This is a genomic window from Arenibacter nanhaiticus (assembly GCF_900141935.1).
Lineage (GTDB): Bacteria > Bacteroidota > Bacteroidia > Flavobacteriales > Flavobacteriaceae > Arenibacter > Arenibacter nanhaiticus.
The window spans coordinates 13,050-29,832 of record NZ_FQYX01000007.1; the positions used below are offsets into that span (position 1 = coordinate 13,050).

Annotated in this window: 14 protein-coding genes and 3 tRNA genes; 13 read left to right on the plus strand and 4 right to left on the minus strand. The window is 38.2% G+C overall.

Features of this window, described 5'->3' with window-relative positions; translation table 11 throughout:
• Positions 1-11: 11 nt before the first annotated feature.
• The 3 genes from BUA16_RS06090 to BUA16_RS06100 all read left to right on the plus strand — a co-directional run bounded on the left by BUA16_RS06090 (position 12) and on the right by BUA16_RS06100 (position 1,547).
• Positions 12-1,223: a bifunctional folylpolyglutamate synthase/dihydrofolate synthase gene (locus BUA16_RS06090; protein ID WP_072763829.1), complete on the plus strand. Its 1,212-nt coding sequence runs from the start codon at positions 12-14 to the stop codon at positions 1,221-1,223.
• Between the two features lie 94 nt (positions 1,224-1,317).
• Positions 1,318-1,392, plus strand: a tRNA-Val gene (locus BUA16_RS06095).
• A gap of 80 nt (positions 1,393-1,472) precedes the next feature.
• Positions 1,473-1,547, plus strand: a tRNA-Val gene (locus tag BUA16_RS06100).
• Between the two features lie 211 nt (positions 1,548-1,758).
• Here BUA16_RS06100 and BUA16_RS06105 read toward each other — a convergent pair.
• Positions 1,759-1,974, minus strand: coding sequence for a transposase (locus tag BUA16_RS06105; RefSeq protein ID WP_072763830.1), 216 nt, complete (start codon positions 1,972-1,974; stop codon positions 1,759-1,761).
• 136 nt (positions 1,975-2,110) lie between these two features.
• Between BUA16_RS06105 and BUA16_RS06110 the strand changes: the two genes are divergently transcribed.
• Positions 2,111-3,595, plus strand: coding sequence for an arylsulfatase (locus BUA16_RS06110; RefSeq protein WP_072763831.1), 1,485 nt, complete (start codon positions 2,111-2,113; stop codon positions 3,593-3,595).
• A 119-nt stretch (positions 3,596-3,714) separates the two neighbouring features.
• A tRNA-Val gene (locus tag BUA16_RS06115) sits at positions 3,715-3,789 on the plus strand.
• 31 nt (positions 3,790-3,820) lie between these two features.
• On the opposite strand, the gene BUA16_RS06120 is transcribed toward BUA16_RS06115, so the two are convergent.
• Both BUA16_RS06120 and gldJ read right to left on the minus strand, forming a co-directional pair.
• On the minus strand, positions 3,821-5,092 hold the full coding sequence (locus BUA16_RS06120; RefSeq protein WP_072763832.1) for a UDP-N-acetylmuramoyl-tripeptide--D-alanyl-D-alanine ligase: 1,272 nt from the start codon (positions 5,090-5,092) through the stop codon (positions 3,821-3,823).
• 64 nt (positions 5,093-5,156) lie between these two features.
• Positions 5,157-6,815, minus strand: coding sequence for a gliding motility lipoprotein GldJ (gene gldJ / locus BUA16_RS06125; RefSeq protein ID WP_072763834.1), 1,659 nt, complete (start codon positions 6,813-6,815; stop codon positions 5,157-5,159).
• Positions 6,816-7,254: 439 nt separating this feature from the next.
• On the opposite strand from gldJ, the gene porV reads away from it, so the two are divergent.
• The 6 genes from porV to BUA16_RS06155 all read left to right on the plus strand — a co-directional run bounded on the left by porV (position 7,255) and on the right by BUA16_RS06155 (position 13,609).
• A complete protein-coding gene (gene porV / locus BUA16_RS06130) occupies positions 7,255-8,391 on the plus strand; it encodes a type IX secretion system outer membrane channel protein PorV (RefSeq protein WP_072763970.1) in 1,137 nt (378 codons plus the stop codon).
• A 98-nt stretch (positions 8,392-8,489) separates the two neighbouring features.
• On the plus strand, positions 8,490-8,972 hold the full coding sequence (gene cdd / locus BUA16_RS06135) for a cytidine deaminase (protein WP_072763836.1): 483 nt from the start codon (positions 8,490-8,492) through the stop codon (positions 8,970-8,972).
• A 196-nt stretch (positions 8,973-9,168) separates the two neighbouring features.
• Complete coding sequence (gene pdhA / locus BUA16_RS06140; RefSeq protein ID WP_072763838.1) at positions 9,169-10,167, plus strand: pyruvate dehydrogenase (acetyl-transferring) E1 component subunit alpha; 999 nt, start codon at positions 9,169-9,171, stop codon at positions 10,165-10,167.
• A gap of 4 nt (positions 10,168-10,171) precedes the next feature.
• On the plus strand, positions 10,172-11,791 hold the full coding sequence (locus BUA16_RS06145; RefSeq protein WP_072763849.1) for a pyruvate dehydrogenase complex dihydrolipoamide acetyltransferase: 1,620 nt from the start codon (positions 10,172-10,174) through the stop codon (positions 11,789-11,791).
• Positions 11,792-11,903: 112 nt separating this feature from the next.
• Entirely contained in the window at positions 11,904-12,929 is a 1,026-nt protein-coding gene (locus BUA16_RS06150; protein WP_072763971.1) for a M28 family metallopeptidase, read from the plus strand.
• Positions 12,929-13,609 carry an SDR family NAD(P)-dependent oxidoreductase gene (locus BUA16_RS06155; protein ID WP_072763850.1) on the plus strand — a complete coding sequence of 227 codons (681 nt, stop codon included), beginning with the start codon at positions 12,929-12,931 and terminating at the stop codon, positions 13,607-13,609. Before BUA16_RS06150 ends, BUA16_RS06155 begins: the two co-directional genes overlap by 1 nt.
• Before the next feature lie 172 nt (positions 13,610-13,781).
• Here the strand turns inward: BUA16_RS06155 and BUA16_RS06160 are convergent, their stop codons facing one another.
• On the minus strand, positions 13,782-14,843 hold the full coding sequence (locus BUA16_RS06160; RefSeq protein WP_072763852.1) for an AI-2E family transporter: 1,062 nt from the start codon (positions 14,841-14,843) through the stop codon (positions 13,782-13,784).
• A 192-nt stretch (positions 14,844-15,035) separates the two neighbouring features.
• Here BUA16_RS06160 and BUA16_RS06165 point away from each other — a divergent pair, with 192 nt between their 5' ends.
• Together BUA16_RS06165 and BUA16_RS06170 are read left to right on the plus strand one after the other, a co-directional pair.
• Positions 15,036-15,638, plus strand: coding sequence for a SprT-like domain-containing protein (locus BUA16_RS06165; protein ID WP_072763854.1), 603 nt, complete (start codon positions 15,036-15,038; stop codon positions 15,636-15,638).
• Positions 15,639-15,650: 12 nt separating this feature from the next.
• Positions 15,651-16,730, plus strand: coding sequence for a mannose-1-phosphate guanylyltransferase (locus tag BUA16_RS06170; protein ID WP_072763856.1), 1,080 nt, complete (start codon positions 15,651-15,653; stop codon positions 16,728-16,730).
• Positions 16,731-16,783: the final 53 nt, after the last annotated feature.

The following is a 16,783-nucleotide window of genomic DNA, read 5'->3' on the forward strand; positions in this document are numbered from 1 at the left end:
GGTTCGTCAAAATGACCTATCAGGAGACTCTGGATTGGATGTTTAGCCAACTTCCAATGTACCAGCAAAACGGAAATTCGGCTTATAAGGCCAAATTAGATAATATTTACGCGCTCAGTTCTTATTTGGGAAATCCCGAAAGAAAATTCAAAAGTATTCATGTGGCAGGGACCAATGGCAAGGGTTCTAGTAGCCATATGTTGGCTTCCATATTGCAAGAGGCTGGATACTCCGTAGGTTTATATACCTCACCGCATTTAAAAGATTTTAGGGAGCGTATACGAATTAATGGTGTTCCGGTTTCGGAAGATTTTGTCGTAGATTTTATAAAGGACAATAAATTGTTTTTTGAAGCGCATCGTTTGTCGTTTTTTGAAATGACCGTCGGAATGGCTTTTGATTATTTTGTTAAGGAAAATGTCGATATAGCGATTATAGAAGTCGGATTGGGAGGGCGATTGGACTCTACTAATATCATTACTCCAGAAGTTTCCCTAATTACGAATATCGGTTACGATCACGTAGAGTTATTGGGAGATACCATCGAGAAAATTGCTTTTGAGAAAGCGGGAATTATTAAGGAAGGTGTTCCAGTAGTTATCAGTGAACTTCAAAAAGAAACAGCGGCAGTATTTAGTACTGTAGCCCATGAAAATAAGGCTAAAATCATTTTTGGTAGTGAAGTAACTCCTGCTAAGTATAAAACCTCTTTGTTGGGGAATTATCAGTCTAAAAACATCAAGGGGGTTGTTGCGGCTATAAAGGAATTAAAAGGTTTTGAGGTGCGGGAAAGTCATATTCGCGATGGATTGCTGAATGTGGTAAAAAATACCGGCCTTTTGGGGCGTTGGCAGCTTGTAGGGAAAGAGCCGACAGTAGTTTGTGATACGGCTCACAATACTGAAGGCCTGACAATAGTCATGGAACAATTAAAACAACAACAATACGGGAACTTACATATGGTCTTGGGATTTGTAAAGGAGAAGGACTTAGAACGAGTTTTTCCTCTTTTTCCAAAAAATGCCACCTATTACTTTTGTAAACCAAATATTTTAAGGGGACTAGATGAAACTGTGTTAAAGTCCCATGCCAATGAGCTAGGCTTGGTTGGGAGGAGTTATAATTCTGTAAATGAGGCGCTTGAAGCGGCAAAAAAAGCTGCTGATAAAGACGATTTTATTTATGTTGGTGGGAGTACTTTTGTGGTAGCAGAAATTATTTAATTTTTTTTTCGATTTTATTTTGGTGAAACGAAAAACAAGCTTACATTTGCACTCGCAACGCGGTTATAGCAACTGAATTGCACTCCTCGAAAGAGGGCTCTTAGCTCAGTTGGTTCAGAGCACCTGCCTTACAAGCAGGGGGTCACTGGTTCGAATCCAGTAGGGCCCACGATAAGAAGGAAGCTTCTAGGTAAAATTGGAAGCTTCTTTTTATCAAAGTCGAAAGACTGAAATACAATCCTCGAGAGAGGGCTCTTAGCTCAGTTGGTTCAGAGCACCTGCCTTACAAGCAGGGGGTCACTGGTTCGAATCCAGTAGGGCCCACAGTAGTAGAAAAGGCTTCCAAGAAATTGGAAGCCTTTTTTTGTTATTATACCTTATTTCTGGAATGAGGTTGTAAAATATAGACGGATCAAGAACAATTGTTGTGTTTATGGATCAAGTCCAAAATCTGGGTTTTTACGGATCATGACCAAAAGTTGTGTTTATGCAAAAATATTTGAGAGTCTAATCGGATCATGACCAATTGTTGTGTTTATGCAAAAATTGTGGTTAATCTATAAAGGAAGAATTCTACATTTTTCACCCCTCTGAACTGTGCCCTGAACGCTTTAATTTTTGCATTGAATGATTCTGCCGAGGCATTCGTACTTTTATTTATAAAATAGTTCAGGATAGTTCTGTAATTAACGCTGATACTGTTAGCCACTGTTTGGAAGCTTTTAAAGCCCGAAGCCTCTACGTGGATCATGACCAAAAGTTGTGTTTATGCAAAAATATTTGAGAGTCTAATCCATACAATTTTGTTAGATTTAATTAATATCAGGCTAATGTTTTATTGAGACTTGTGTTAACTTCGTATGTTTGGTTAATTAAAACTAGAGTAAATGAATATTAAAAGTGTTAGTGTCCTAATGGCTATTGCTGCTTTAGGGCTTGTTTCCTGTAATTTTTTAAGTAATAAGTCTACTGTTGCCCAAGATAGAAGTATATCATCTACCGATGCGGTAAGGGTAGATAAGCCGAATATTATTTATATTCTGGCCGATGACTTAGGGTATGGCGATCTCGGTATTTATGGACAAGAGAAATTTGAGACTCCAAATATCGATAAATTGGCTGCTGAGGGTATGTTGTTTTCTCAACATTATTCCGGTAGCACCGTTTGTGCTCCTTCTAGATCTGCATTGATGACAGGGATGCATACAGGACATACGGTGGTAAGAGGGAATTATGAAATTAATCCAGAAGGACAATACCCGATTCCGGATGATACTTACACGATAGCCGAGCTTTTAAAAGAAGCAGGGTATACCACAGGTGCTTTTGGAAAATGGGGTCTTGGTTACCCTGGTTCTGAAGGAGATCCAAATTACCAAGGATTTGATACTTTCTACGGCTATAATTGCCAAATGATTGGGCATAATTATTACCCCTACCATTTATGGTCAAATCAGGATTCTATTGTCTTGCCTGCAAATTCTGGTTTTAATAAGGGAACCTATGCACCGACTCTTATTCATGAAAAAACCATAGCGTTTATAGAAGAGAATAAAGACACTCCTTTCTTTGCTTATGTGCCCTCTATAATTCCGCATGCCGAATTGGTAGTGCCAGAGGATGTTCACAATAAGTTTAGTGGGAAATTTGCCCCTGAAAAACCATACAAGGGTGTGGATAGTGGTCGTGGTTATAAAATTGGAGGATATGGTTCACAACCGGAGCCTAGGGCGGCTTTTGCAGCTATGATTACCTTGTTGGATGAGCAGGTAGGTGAAATTATGAAGAAGGTAGAGGATTTGGGGATCGCAGACAATACCATTATTATTTTTGCTTCCGATAACGGTCCTCATAAAGAAGGTGGTGCAGATCCCGATTATTTTAATAGCAATGCCTCTTTAAAAGGGTATAAGAGAGATTTATACGAAGGTGGAATTCGTGTTCCAATGATTGTTAAATGGCCAGGGAAAATTAAAGAAGGTTCTAAAACGTCACATGTATCGGCTTTCTGGGATGTATTTCCAACAGTCGTGGAAATTACAGGGCAGAAAAAGAAAAATGGTTTAGATGGTATTTCTTTTTTACCAACTTTATTGGGGAATGAAGATCAACAACAAGCGCATGAATATCTGTATTGGGAATTTCATGAGTTAGGTGGAAGACAGGCAGTTAGAATGGGAGATTGGAAGGCTGTAAAGTATAATGTATTGAAAAATCCTTCTGCAAAACTAGAACTATATGATCTTTCCAAGGATGTGAAGGAAGAAAATAATGTAGCGGACGAGCACCCTGAAATTGTTGAAGAGATAGAAAAAATACTCCGTGAGGCAAGAACCCCTTCTGAGGTGTTTAGTTTTGGAAACTCTGAATAAAATTTGGTTTGCAACTATGGGTAACGGTTAGAATGTAATAGTAACTGTCTAATTTTTTTGAAAAGAATTTTAGACAGTTACTTTATTTTAATGTATGTTTGTTGCGGTAATAATTTAATGGGGTATTAGCTCAGTTGGTTTAGAGCGCTGCCTTGACAGGGCAGAGGTCACTGGTTCGAATCCAGTATGTCCCACTACAGTAATTTTCTTTCTTACTGCTTTCTACTACAGCAGTTCCAGTATTCGTTCTAGGGCCATGCCTCTGGAACCTTTGATCAGAATGGTGGACTTTTTAAATTTTGTTGTTTTTAAATATTGAGCCAGCTCATCAAACGATCTGTACTTGGTAAGGCTGTTTTTTGTTTTGTAAAAGTTTTCACCTACCAAAAACAGGGCATCAAAATTCATGCTTATGGCAAGATCTGATAATTCTTGATGTTCTTTTTCTGATGAGCTTCCCAGTTCAAACATATCGCCTAAAAAAACAACCTTATTGCTCGCTTTTAGTTCCTTAAAATTTTCCAAAGCCAGTTTCATGCTTGTGGGATTGGCATTATAGGCATCCAAAACAATTTGGTAGCCATCTTTCTCTATAATTTGGGAGCGGTTGTTTTGAGGAGAATAGTTTTCTATGCCTTGTTTAATGAGGTCTAATGTTAGTTTAAAATAGTGTCCTATTAAAATAGCGGCACAGCAATTTGTAAAATTATAGCGCCCTACCAATTGAGTTTGTATAGTTAAATTTTCTACGGTTAAGCGTACAAACGGATCGGCATCTAGAAATGTTATGGGATAGTACTGTTTATTATCGCTATAGCCCGATTTATGAGGGTATGAGTGAAGTCTATTGGTTTGTATTGGGTCGTCTCCGTTAAAGAAAATGTGTTTTTTGTTTAGGATAAGGTAATCGTATAGCTCGCCCTTGGCCTTAATAACGCCCTCGACACTTCCAAAGCCTTCTAAATGTGCCTTTCCGAAATTGGTTATATAGCCGTAATCTGGTTTCGCGAGTTTACAAAGGAATTCTATTTCTTTTAGGTGGTTGGCGCCCATTTCAACGATGGCAATGTCCGTCTCGGGGGTAATGGAGAGAAGGGTTAAGGGAACACCGATATGATTGTTTAAATTACCTTTGGTAGCGATGATTTTAAATTTTCTGGAAAGCACCGAGGCTATCAATTCCTTGGTAGTTGTTTTGCCGTTGCTCCCAGTAAGGGCGATAACGGTAGCTTTGCAGTAATCTCTATGCCATTGGCCAAGTTGTTGCAAAGTTGAAAGGACGTCATCGACTACAATAATCTGGTCATTGTGATCGGTACGTTTTTCATCGACTACGGCATAAGAAGCACCTTTTTTTAAGGCTTCTTCAGCATAGGCATTACCGTTAAAATTATCTCCTTTTAAGGCGAAAAAAATACAGTTGTCGGTTATCTTTCTGCTGTCCGTACAGATGTTGGGAAACTCTAAGAAGAGTTGGTGTAGTGCTTCAAGTGTCATAAACCGAAGATATAAAAAAAGCCCTTTTTGAAAAGGGCTTCTTATGAATTATTTATGAAATTGCTTATCTGACTTTTTTAGCTCTTGGAGTTTTGTTTTTACTCTTGGATTTTGAGCCGACCCTAGACATGGCGCATCTAAAACCTATGTAATCTGTTGCCATGTATTGTGGTAGATATCTTCTTTGAGCTGGATCTAGCCAATAGGCCCTATCTCTCCATGATCCTCCCTTAAATACTCTTACCTCGTCATTTATCAAGGACGTTCTAGTGTTAGATTTGTCATAAGCCCTAACAAGTTCGCCTCTTTCGTCTACCTGAACCTTGCTTACGGGAGCGTTGTACATTTTAATTTTATTTTCTTCATCATCATCATCATTAAAACGGTCGTAGAATCTAGTAGACCCGGGTTCGCCATCCCTATAGCCACGGTTGTCACTAGAGGAGAAATTGGTTCTTAAGAAAGTTTCTTCTTCTCCAACTGGAATCATTTTTATTTCCCCTGGTAAATTTACGGCCATAATCTTGCCATTGGGAAGGGTGTCGTATACAATAGAATCTCTTATGACATGTACCTTGCCGTCTTTTCCGATGGCTGTTTTCATATAAACGTTTCCTCTGAAATAATTAAAGTCGCTTATTTCATCGTCTACAATTGGTCTGTATACATCTGCCACCCATTCGGCAACGTTGCCTGCCATATCGTATAGGCCAAAATCATTAGGTTTGTATGATTTTACTTCTGCGGTAATATCGGCTCCGTCATCGGACCAGCCTGCAATACCGCCATAATCACCTTTTCCTTGTTTGAAATTAGCTAATTGATCTCCTCTGCCCACGCGTTGTCCGTTTCTGGTGTAATCGCCCGCCCAAGGATATTTTTTTCTTCCTTTATAATTGTTGTATTCTCTATTGCCGATCTGTGCTTGGGCTGCATACTCCCATTCGGTTTCTGTGGGCAATCTGTATTCTGGTAAAATGATACCGCTACTTCTTTTGGCAAAAGAAGAAATGGAGTCTTTCTTTCTTTTTCCTTGAAGTGAATCTATTTGGCCGTTGTATACAGATTCTGGTTTGTTTAAATAGGCTTCGGTACTAAAACCGCCTCCTACTTCGCCGGAAATCACCTTGTATTTGGCGTCCTTAGATAGGTATCCTTCTCTTTCTAACATAATCTCGTTTACACGGTCTGTTCTCCATTCCGCAAATTGAGTTGCCTGTATCCAATTTACCCCAACCACTGGATATTCCGCATAAGCAGGGTGGCGCAGGTAATTATTGGTCATGGTTTCGTTAAAGCCCAGCCTATTTCTCCATACCAAGGTGTCTGGTAATGCTCCGGTATAAATGTGGGCGTACTTAGAATCTGATGGTGGATATACGCTTTTTAGATAATCCAAATATTCCAGATACATAACGTTGGTAACCTCAGTTTCATCCATGTAAAAAGATTGTACATGTTGTGAAGTAGGAGTGTTGTTCCAATCGTGCATCACATCATCCTGTACCTGGCCTTTTGTAAATGTACCTCCTTCAATAAAAACCAGACCTGGAGCTGTTGCTTGCTCTTTAAAGTCTGAATTGTATTGAAATCCACCTTCTTTGGCATTGATCTTCCAGCCAGTGGCTCTCGAAACATTTTTGGAAGAGGAGTTTTTACAACTTGTAAAACCACCTGCAATCACTGCGAAAGAAAGTACAACTTTGATGAATTGTTTTTTCATAATTTGGACTTGTGTTCAGAAACAAACCTCTGTTAAAGGGGATTGTTATTCTTATTTTTGTTAAAAATTTATGTCGCTATTGGCTAATAAAACGGCAATTAAGATAGAATATTTTATCACTTGTCTGATATTTTACGAAATATATCTATGGCTTAGTGCCGATGCTTCACAAGAATAACGACTTAAAATATATTATAGTATGGACTTTTATTTTTTCTTCCCAAGAAATCTGTAAAATTAAAAAAGAGATTCTTAATTGGGCTGTAAAATTAATAATGTTTATTGCTATTTATAAATAAGGAATATAATTCTTTTTTAAAAAAAGAGTTTGTTTGCACAAGATAAGTTGAAAAAGATCGTTTCATTGTTACGGATAGGTTTTATTAGTTTTAACTAGATTTACAGTTTTTTAGAAAACTACTACATTATAATGGGGGAAATGAAAAAAATAGTAACACTGGTTCTTGTAGTGTTTATGGGGAAGGTTATGGCTCAAGAAGAGCGGGTTATTACTACGGCGGTTCCATTTTTGACCATCGCTTCCGATGCACGGGCTTCTGGTATGGGCGATATGGGAGTAGCTACTTCTACAGATGCTTTTTCACAACAATGGAATCCAGCAAAATTCGCCTTTTCTAAAGAGAGAACCGGTCTAGGATTAAGTTATACCCCATATTTAGAAAGTATCATTACTGACATATCCTTATTGAGTGCTGGGTTTTTTAGTAAAATAAATGATCGCAGTGCCTATGCCTTTGGAATACGGTATTTTACTCTAGGAGAGATAGAGCTAAGACAATTTGCCGGGGATCCGGGAAGGCCTGCAAAGCCTAATGAGGTTGCTTTTGATGGTTCTTATTCCTTAAAGCTCAGCGAAACTTTTTCTATGGCCGTAGGAGGTCGTTTTATCAGTTCTAATTTAAAACTGCCCGATGACGGTTTTGAAGATTCTAGAGCAGCTAGTTCTTTCGCTGTAGACGTAGCAGGATATTACCAATCACGTGAAAGAGCCTATAATACTTTTGACGGGCGTTGGAGAGCCGGGTTTAACCTCTCTAACCTAGGGGGGAAGATCAAATACGACAACGGTGGACAGGAAAACTTTTTGCCGACCAATTTAAAAGTTGGACTTGGTTTCGATTTCATTTTAGATTTTGACAATGTAGTATCTGTTACTACAGAGTTTAATAAATTATTGGTGCCTACTCCGAAAGATTTTAATGATGATGGAAAAATTAATGAGGTCGATAATGAAGAATACCAAAACATTACTTTTTTTGAAGGAGTCTTTAAATCTTTTAACGATGCACCAGGTGGATTTAGTGAAGAGCTTAAAGAAATTACATGGGCGCTTGGGGCAGAATATGTATACCAAGAATCGTTTATGTTAAGAACTGGGTACTTTCACGAAAGCGAATTAAAAGGTTCGCGTAAATACTTTACCCTAGGGGCTGGATTCAGATTTAAATCTGCTGAAATGGATTTATCATATCTATTCTCAACCTCACAAGTAAGAAATCCATTAGAGAATACCCTTCGCTTCTCTCTAACCTTTAACTTAGCACAGGTGTTGTAGGGAAAGTTGCGTGGCCAGAAAATATAGGGGCGTAGAGAACAGCTTTTCTTAAGTGGTTTTTTACTAAATTTAGCCCGTAATATATTAAGGTGTAGTCCATGAAAAAGCAGAAAATTAGTTTCGATCTTATGGTTTATGAGACGAAGGATGAATTGGAACGGAAGGATCAAGAATTAATGGAAACTGCCGTAAATGCACGGAAGGATGCTTATTCGCCCTATTCGAAATTTAATGTCGGCGCCGCTATCTTATTAGATAACGGAGAAGTAGTGATCGGAAATAATCAGGAAAACGCCTGTTATCCTGCAGGACTTTGTGCAGAAAGAGTAGCCATGTTTTACGCCTCGGCAAAATATCCAGGTGCAATTATTAGAAGTATTGCTATTAGTGCTACTTCCCAAAATTATTGTATGGATAAACCAGCGGCTCCCTGCGGGAGTTGTAGACAGGTTATTTCAGAATATGAAGTAAAACAAGAGCAACCAATCGCTATAATTTTAATGGGAGAAACAGGGGAGGTGCTTAAGTGTCAATCTATTTCTGATATTCTTCCCCTTGCCTTTAACAAGTCTTACCTATAAAAAAATGTTTTTTGCTTTTTTTTGAACCTTATTTTTAAATTTTTCTTAAAAATAGCCGAATTTGGTTCAGATTATAGCTTTGTGAAAAGCTTTTTATTTAAATTTTTTTCCTGTTGAATTATATATGTATTTTTGTTCTCCGTTTTTATCATAACCAGGTATTGGGTAAAGGGAAATATTACAAAATCAACAATTAATGGAAAAAGTAACCAAAGAGGTCTACCTTAAATGGTATGAGGACATGTTGTTCTGGAGAAAGTTTGAAGATAAACTAGCTGCAGTATACATTCAACAAAAAGTTCGTGGATTTTTACACTTGTACAATGGTCAAGAAGCAGTTCTTGCTGGAGCATTGCATGCAATGGATTTGACTAAGGATAGGATGATCACAGCGTACAGGAATCATGTTCAGCCGATAGGAATGGGAGTCGATCCTAGGAATGTAATGGCAGAGTTATACGGTAAAGTTACCGGTACTTCTAAAGGAATGGGTGGCTCTATGCATATTTTTTCTAAGGAGCACCGTTTTTATGGTGGTCACGGAATTGTAGGTGGACAAATACCTTTGGGAACAGGATTGGCTTTTGCTGATAAGTATTTTAAGAGAGATGCTGTGACCCTATGTTATATGGGTGACGGAGCGGTGAGACAAGGAGCACTTCACGAAAGCTTTAACTTGGCTATGTTGTGGCAGTTGCCAGTAGTTTTCATTTGTGAGAACAACGGCTATGCTATGGGTACTTCTGTGGCTAGAACCTCGCACTCTACAGAAATTTGGAAACTAGGGTTGGGCTATGAAATGCCATGTGGACCAGTAGATGGTATGGATCCTGTAACCGTTGCCAAGGAAATGAGCAAGGCTATAGAACGTGCTAGATCTGGAGGAGGGCCTACTTTCTTGGAAATGAAAACATATAGGTATAGAGGACATTCTATGTCTGATGCCCAGCATTATAGGACGAAGGAAGAAGTAGAAGAATACAAAAAAATTGACCCAATTTCTCAGGTATTAGCCGTAATCAAAGAAAATAATTACGCTACAGAGGAGGAAATCAAAGGAATTGATAAAAGGGTTAAGAAATTAGTTAATGAATGTGAGAAATTCGCGGAAGAATCCGATTATCCACCAGTAAACCAATTGTATGATATGGTATACGACCAAGAAGATTTTCCATTTGTACAACATAAACTATAAGTAAATGGCAGAAGTAATAAACATGCCGCGACTTAGCGATACCATGGAGGAGGGTACTGTTGCTAAGTGGCTGAAACAAGTAGGAGACAACATAGAAGAAGGAGATATCCTAGCAGAAATTGAAACAGATAAGGCTACAATGGAGTTCGAATCTTTCAATGAAGGGGTATTGTTATATATTGGGATAAAAGAAGGCGATACCGCACCAGTCGATTCTCTTTTGGCCATTATTGGTGAAGAAGGTGAAGATATTTCAGGATTGATTAACGGAGCTTCTAATACCGAGGTGGAAGAAACCACTGAAACGGCTGGCGAAGAGGAGGTCAGCAACGAAAATGGCAGCCAAGATATTCCTGAAGGGGTAGAGGTTGTTAAGATGCCTAGGCTAAGTGATACCATGGAAGAAGGTACTGTGGCCAGTTGGTTGAAAAAAGTAGGGGATGATGTTGAGGAAGGAGATATTCTTGCGGAGATTGAAACCGATAAAGCTACCATGGAATTTGAATCTTTCTATTCTGGGGTACTATTATATGTAGGAGTTCAGGAAGGTGAAACTGCTCCTGTTGATTCAGTATTGGCAGTTATTGGGCCAAAAGGCACCGATGTAGATGCAGTATTGAATGCGGGGAAAGGCAGTGCTCCTAAAAAGCAGGCCCCTTCTAAAGAAACTGAAAAAGTAACCAGCGAAGCAGCTCCATCGGCAACAACTACCGAGGCTGTTGCACAAGATGGTGAACGTGTTTTTGTTTCCCCATTGGCAAGGAAAATTGCCAAGGATAAAGGAATAAACCTAAGAGATATAAAAGGTAGTGGCGATCAGGGAAGAATTGTAAAGAAAGATGTGGAAGCATATCAGCCTAAACAAGCTGCAGCAACAACTCCTGCTGCAACCCAAGCAGCTAAGCCATCGGCCCCTGCACCTATTGCTCTGGCCGTAGGAGAAGAAAGCACTTCAGAGGTTAAGAATTCGCAAATGCGAAAGGTAATCGCGAAAAGATTGGGTGAGTCTAAATTTTCGGCACCACACTATTATTTGACTATTGAGGTCGATATGGACTATGCCAAAATTTCTAGAACACAGATCAATAGTCTGCCAGATACCAAGGTGTCGTTCAACGATATGGTGGTAAAGGCTTGTGCTATGGCTTTGAAAAAACACCCACAGGTTAATACTTCATGGAACAACGATACGACACGTTACAACCAACATGTTCATATTGGTGTAGCCGTGGCCGTGGAGGATGGTCTGTTAGTTCCTGTGATCAAGTTCGCAGATCAGCAGAGCTTAACCCAAATAGGTGCCTCTGTTAAAGATTTGGCAGGTAAGGCAAGAAACAAAAAAATTGCACCAGCAGACATGGAAGGCAGTACTTTCACCGTTTCTAACCTTGGAATGTTTGGAATAACCGAGTTTACTTCGATTATCAATCAACCAAATTCTGCTATTTTATCCGTAGGAGCGATCGTAGAAAAACCGGTAGTTAAAAATGGTCAGATAGTTGTTGGTAGTACTATGAAAGTTACTTTGGCTTGTGATCATAGAACGGTGGACGGAGCAACAGGAGCTCAGTTTTTACAGACTCTAAGGGCATATCTGGAGAATCCTGTGACCATGTTGGCATAAATGACAAATTCGTCCGTCAATTTATTTCAAGACGCGACATTATAATTCAAAAAGCATCCTACTGTACGGGATGCTTTTTTTTGTTAAATTTAATTCAATTATAAACAACGATATGAAGGGAATTTTTAAAAGTTTACTGTTATTGCTATTAATAGCCAGTTGTGGGGTTCATAATACAAATGAAGTCGCCCAAAAGGAGTCAACCCCTACTATGGGAAGTGTTCAGGGAGATCAATTAACCACAGTTGAAAAATACTTAGATGCCCCTTTGGCGTTTTCAAAGGAGGAACGGGTAAGCGAAATTTTGGGGTATTTGGCTTCCGATGCATTAGAGGGAAGAGAAGCTGGAAGCGAGGGTATAGATAAGGCTGCAGCCTATATAGAAGACCTTTTTATAAATTATGGGATAGCACCCTTTTTTACTAGCTATCGGGATACCCTTTCTAATTTTGAGAAAACAACCTTTAATATGGTTGGTTATATAGAAGGTAGCGATGAGGATTTAAAAAACGAATATGTCATCATTGGAGCGCATTACGACCATATCGGTAGAATTGCCGGAGTAGCCGGAGATGATATAGCCAATGGCGCTAATGATAATGGATCTGGAACTACTACTGTGCTAGAGTTTGCTCGTTATTTTGGACAAACCAAGGCTAACAAACGATCTGTTATTTTTGCCTTGTTCAGTGCGGAAGAACAAGGACTTTTAGGGGCTAAGCACTTAGCGGAAAGATTGAAGGAACAAGAGCTTGATTTATATACCATGCTTAATTTTGAAATGGTAGGGGTTCCTTTGGTCGATAAGGACTATATGATGTATGTTACCGGGTATGAAAATTCTAATTTAGCGGATGTTTTTAACGCCTATGGCAAGGACAAACTCGTTGGGTTTTTGCCTACCGCGAAGGAATATAATTTGTTTAAAAGATCGGACAATTATCCATTTCATGAAACCTTTGGGGTTCCCTCTCAAACATTTTGTACTTTCGATTTTACCAATTTTGATCATTATCACAAGGTAGGTGATGAGGTTTCTATGATAGATATGGAGCACATGAGTTTTTTGGTAAATAAAACCATTCCGGTTCTGGAAAAAATTATCAATGCACCAACAAAAGAAATAAGTTATAAGTAATGGCAAATATTATTATTACAGGAAGCAGTAGGGGGATAGGGTTTGAAATGGCCAAGCTCTTTGCAGATAAAGGACACAAGGTTTTGGCTTTGTCAAGAAACGACGCCCCTATAGCGGCACTGAACCACAAAAATATTTTTAGTTTTCCCTTTGATCTTTCCATGCCATCGGACTATGCTAGATTGGATGCATTTTTGGCTGAAAATTGGAGGCAGGTAGATGTGCTTATTAACAATGCGGGGAAATTGTTGAACAAGCCCTTTTTGGAGTCGTCCATGGAAGAATTTGAGGCGGTATACAAGGTTAATGTCTTTGGCGTGGCCGAATTGACTAAAAAAATAATCCCATTAATGCCTAAGACTGGACATGTGGTGACAATTAGTTCTATGGGGGGTGTGCAAGGAAGTATGAAATTTCCTGGACTATCGGCTTATAGCTCTAGTAAAGGAGCCGTAATTACACTAACAGAATTATGGGCAGAAGAGTTTAAAGAATCAGGTCCTTCTTTTAATGTCCTAGCCTTAGGGGCTGTTAACACAGAAATGCTGCAGGAAGCTTTTCCAGGGTATCAGGCTCAAGTATCGGCTTTGGAAATGGCTAGTTATATAATGGACTTTGCTTTAACAGGGAATAAGTTGTACAATGGAAAAATGTTGCAGGTTTCCAATAGTACTCCCTAGTGCTGAAAGGTATTATTTAGATAAAAGTTACCAACACCTTGTCAAAAGTAACGACAAGTGTTGTTATGATATTAGAGATAAGTCTTCTAATAATACGAAACCCCCTAATGGATGTTATGAATTCCGGTAGGGGGTTTTTAATGTTTGAGTTATAATAACTTTTAAGAAGCAATTATTTTTTTTTCAAGGGGATATTTATAGGCTTCGTCGATCCCGAAATTAGATCGGCAATGAGTTTTGTTTGCGGAAACTGTTCTAAGATAATCTTTAGGAATACCGTTATAGGAATGGCCATTATAAGTCCAGGAATACCCCAGATAAATCCCCAAAACATTAACATCACCAAAACGGTAATGATGTTTATAGAAAAAGACTTGCCCATAAAAATAGGCTCCAAAATAGATCCAAATAGTACCTGTACTCCCGTAATGGAAATCGTAAAGAACAATAAAGTACTGCTCGGGTCTAATTCTACAAAGGCAAAAATGCTTAATAAGATTACGGTGGCAAAGGAGCCTACCATCTGAATAAAGTTAATGGCAAAGGCAAATAGTCCCCAGAAAATGGGAAAACTAACATCGAAAATAACACAGGCAATTCCAGTTCCGATTCCCGTAAACAAACTTACGAGAAATTTAACTTTGATAAATTTTATAAGGTCATTTTCAATTTTCATAAAAGCCTTTACTGAAGTATGTTTTTGCTTTAATATGGTGCTATTCATCAATTTTTGAACATTGATAGATTCTGCTAGCCAAAGAACCACGAAAAACACTGTCATTAATGTCATGGTCAATGTATTCCCCAAAAAATTAATGGTGGAGCTAAAGTTTTTTACGATACTTTCCTTGGGAACTATATTATTTAAGATAGATTCGTCCTCTGAATAAGGAATGCCAAAGTATTGTTCCATACCAACTAATAAGGCCTTCAGTTTGGGTTCAGCCTTTTCAAGGAAAATTTTATCACTAGATAGGATTTCTTTGCTGGTAAGTTGTATCAATTCGCCTCCAATTTTTAGAGCGCCTATAATAATTAGGATCACTATAAAAATACTAAAGGGTCTAGGTAGTTTTTTTTTGCTCAACCATCTCATTAATGGTAAAAACAAGAGGGCTATGAACATAGAAAACACCAAGGGTATGAAGATGAACGATAATAGTTTCAGCAAATAAAATACTAATGGGATCACTATAATCAGTAATAGTTTATTGGTGGTTTTTATACTATTCATTTCTTAAATTCGAGTTTATAAAAGCTATTGGCACTAGAAAGTGCAAAGTTAGGTGAAAGATGTTATCTTTAATCGTTAATTAAAATCTAAAAAAGGCGTTAAATTATAGTTTTTAGGTCTGGTGTTGACTAATTTATTTAAATATCGAGGAGCACCTACAAAACGGATCTTAAAATTTCTATTTTTGCGGGTATGCAGGGCATCTTAGAAAAGTATCTACCAGAACGGGCAGTGAGTCCATGTTTGGAATTAATAAAACAATTTGGGGTTAACCTTAAAATTGTTAATCAAAGGGTTACGAGACATGGCGATTATAGGAGAAGGCCTAATGGTTCCCATCAGATAACCGTAAATGCTAGCTTAAATAAGTACCGTTTTTTGGTTACTTTGATTCATGAAATAGCGCATTTAATGGCTTTTGAGAAGTATGGTTATAACATTAAACCGCACGGTTTGGAATGGAAGAAAACTTTTCAATATTTAATGTTACCTTTCCTTCGTCCAGAAATTTTCCCTTCTGAACTGTTACCGTTCCTAGCAAATCATTTTAAGAATCCGAAAGCTAGCAGTGATACGGATGCACGCTTATCCTTGGCATTAAAACAGTTTGATGATGTAGAAAGAAAGCTCAGTTATATATTTGAATTACCACACGACAGCATTTTTAGAATATATAACGGGAAGTTATTTCAGAAGAAGTATAAAAAAATAAAACGGTACGAGTGCGTTGAGATGGCAACTGGGAAGGTTTACCTCTTTCAGCCAAACGCAGAAGTAGAGTTGATAAAAAGTTAAATGCATTATTTAATGAAGAAAAATTATTATGCGGTTTTAATGGCAGGTGGTATTGGATCTAGATTCTGGCCGACAAGTACCTCCGAGTTCCCAAAACAGTTTCACGACATGTTGGGGTCCGGGGAGACCCTGTTACAAAAAACCTTTAAAAGGCTTTCTGATTTTATTCCCAAAGAAAATATACTGGTATTAACCAATGAGCGATACAACGACTTGGTTTTGCAACAGTTGCCAATGGTTAAGCCGTCGCAACTAGTTTTAGAGCCGGCAATGCGCAATACTGCTCCTTGTATATTATATGCTGCTTTGAAAATACAGAAAATGGATCCCAATGCTGTTATGATAGTGGCTCCAAGCGATCATTGGATAGAAGATGAACAAGCCTTTTCTAAGGATGTTATTGAATGTTTTGGCCGATGCGAAAAAGAAAATGTGTTGTGTACCCTAGGCATAAAACCTACTTTTCCCAATATTGGGTTTGGATATATCGAATATGAAAAAGGGAAGGAAGAGAATTTAAAAAATGTTCTTCAATTTAGAGAAAAACCCGATTATAATACGGCTAAGGAATTTATTGCGCAAGGAAATTTTTTGTGGAATGCAGGGATTTTTATGTGGAGCGCAAAGGCTATATTAGAGGCTTTTAAAACTTATCAGCCCAAACAATATTCTTTATTTGAAATCGGGATTCCAGTTTTAAACACTGACAAAGAAGAAACTTTTATCAAACAACAATATCCCAAGGCCGATAACGTATCTATAGATTATGCTATTTTGGAGCCTGCTAAAAATATTTATGTTTTGCCAGCTAATTTCGATTGGAACGATCTGGGGACTTGGGGGTCTTTGTACGATAAATTGGAAAAGGACGAACATAATAATGCCGTCGTTAATTGCCGGTTACTTTCGGAGAATTCCACAGGGAATATTATCCGTTCTCCTAAGGGGAAAATAGTGGTGGTAGACGGACTAAACGATTATATCATAGTAGATAAAGAAGAGGTGCTTTTGATATATCCCAAGGCCAAAGAACAAGATATCAAAAAGGTGCTTTTAGGAGTAAAGGAGAAATTTGGGGATGAATATATTTAATAATGAATTGAGTACGACCGAAAATAGGTCGCAAAAACGAATGACGATATGCG

Excerpts from the sequence above, each read along its gene's own strand:
- BUA16_RS06170 (WP_072763856.1), top strand. The coding sequence starts at position 15,651 with ATGAAGAAAAATTATTATGCGGTTTTAATGGCAGGTGGTATTGGATCT.
- BUA16_RS06155 (WP_072763850.1), top strand. The coding sequence starts at position 12,929 with ATGGCAAATATTATTATTACAGGAAGCAGTAGGGGGATAGGGTTTGAA.
- BUA16_RS06160 (WP_072763852.1), bottom strand. The coding sequence starts at position 14,843 with ATGAATAGTATAAAAACCACCAATAAACTATTACTGATTATAGTGATC.
- BUA16_RS06165 (WP_072763854.1), top strand. The coding sequence starts at position 15,036 with ATGCAGGGCATCTTAGAAAAGTATCTACCAGAACGGGCAGTGAGTCCA.
- cdd (WP_072763836.1), top strand. The coding sequence starts at position 8,490 with ATGAAAAAGCAGAAAATTAGTTTCGATCTTATGGTTTATGAGACGAAG.
- BUA16_RS06090 (WP_072763829.1), top strand. The coding sequence starts at position 12 with ATGACCTATCAGGAGACTCTGGATTGGATGTTTAGCCAACTTCCAATG.
- gldJ (WP_072763834.1), bottom strand. The coding sequence starts at position 6,815 with ATGAAAAAACAATTCATCAAAGTTGTACTTTCTTTCGCAGTGATTGCA.
- porV (WP_072763970.1), top strand. The coding sequence starts at position 7,255 with ATGAAAAAAATAGTAACACTGGTTCTTGTAGTGTTTATGGGGAAGGTT.
- BUA16_RS06120 (WP_072763832.1), bottom strand. The coding sequence starts at position 5,092 with ATGACACTTGAAGCACTACACCAACTCTTCTTAGAGTTTCCCAACATC.
- pdhA (WP_072763838.1), top strand. The coding sequence starts at position 9,169 with ATGGAAAAAGTAACCAAAGAGGTCTACCTTAAATGGTATGAGGACATG.
- BUA16_RS06150 (WP_072763971.1), top strand. The coding sequence starts at position 11,904 with ATGAAGGGAATTTTTAAAAGTTTACTGTTATTGCTATTAATAGCCAGT.
- BUA16_RS06145 (WP_072763849.1), top strand. The coding sequence starts at position 10,172 with ATGGCAGAAGTAATAAACATGCCGCGACTTAGCGATACCATGGAGGAG.
- BUA16_RS06105 (WP_072763830.1), bottom strand. The coding sequence starts at position 1,974 with ATGATCCACGTAGAGGCTTCGGGCTTTAAAAGCTTCCAAACAGTGGCT.
- BUA16_RS06110 (WP_072763831.1), top strand. The coding sequence starts at position 2,111 with ATGAATATTAAAAGTGTTAGTGTCCTAATGGCTATTGCTGCTTTAGGG.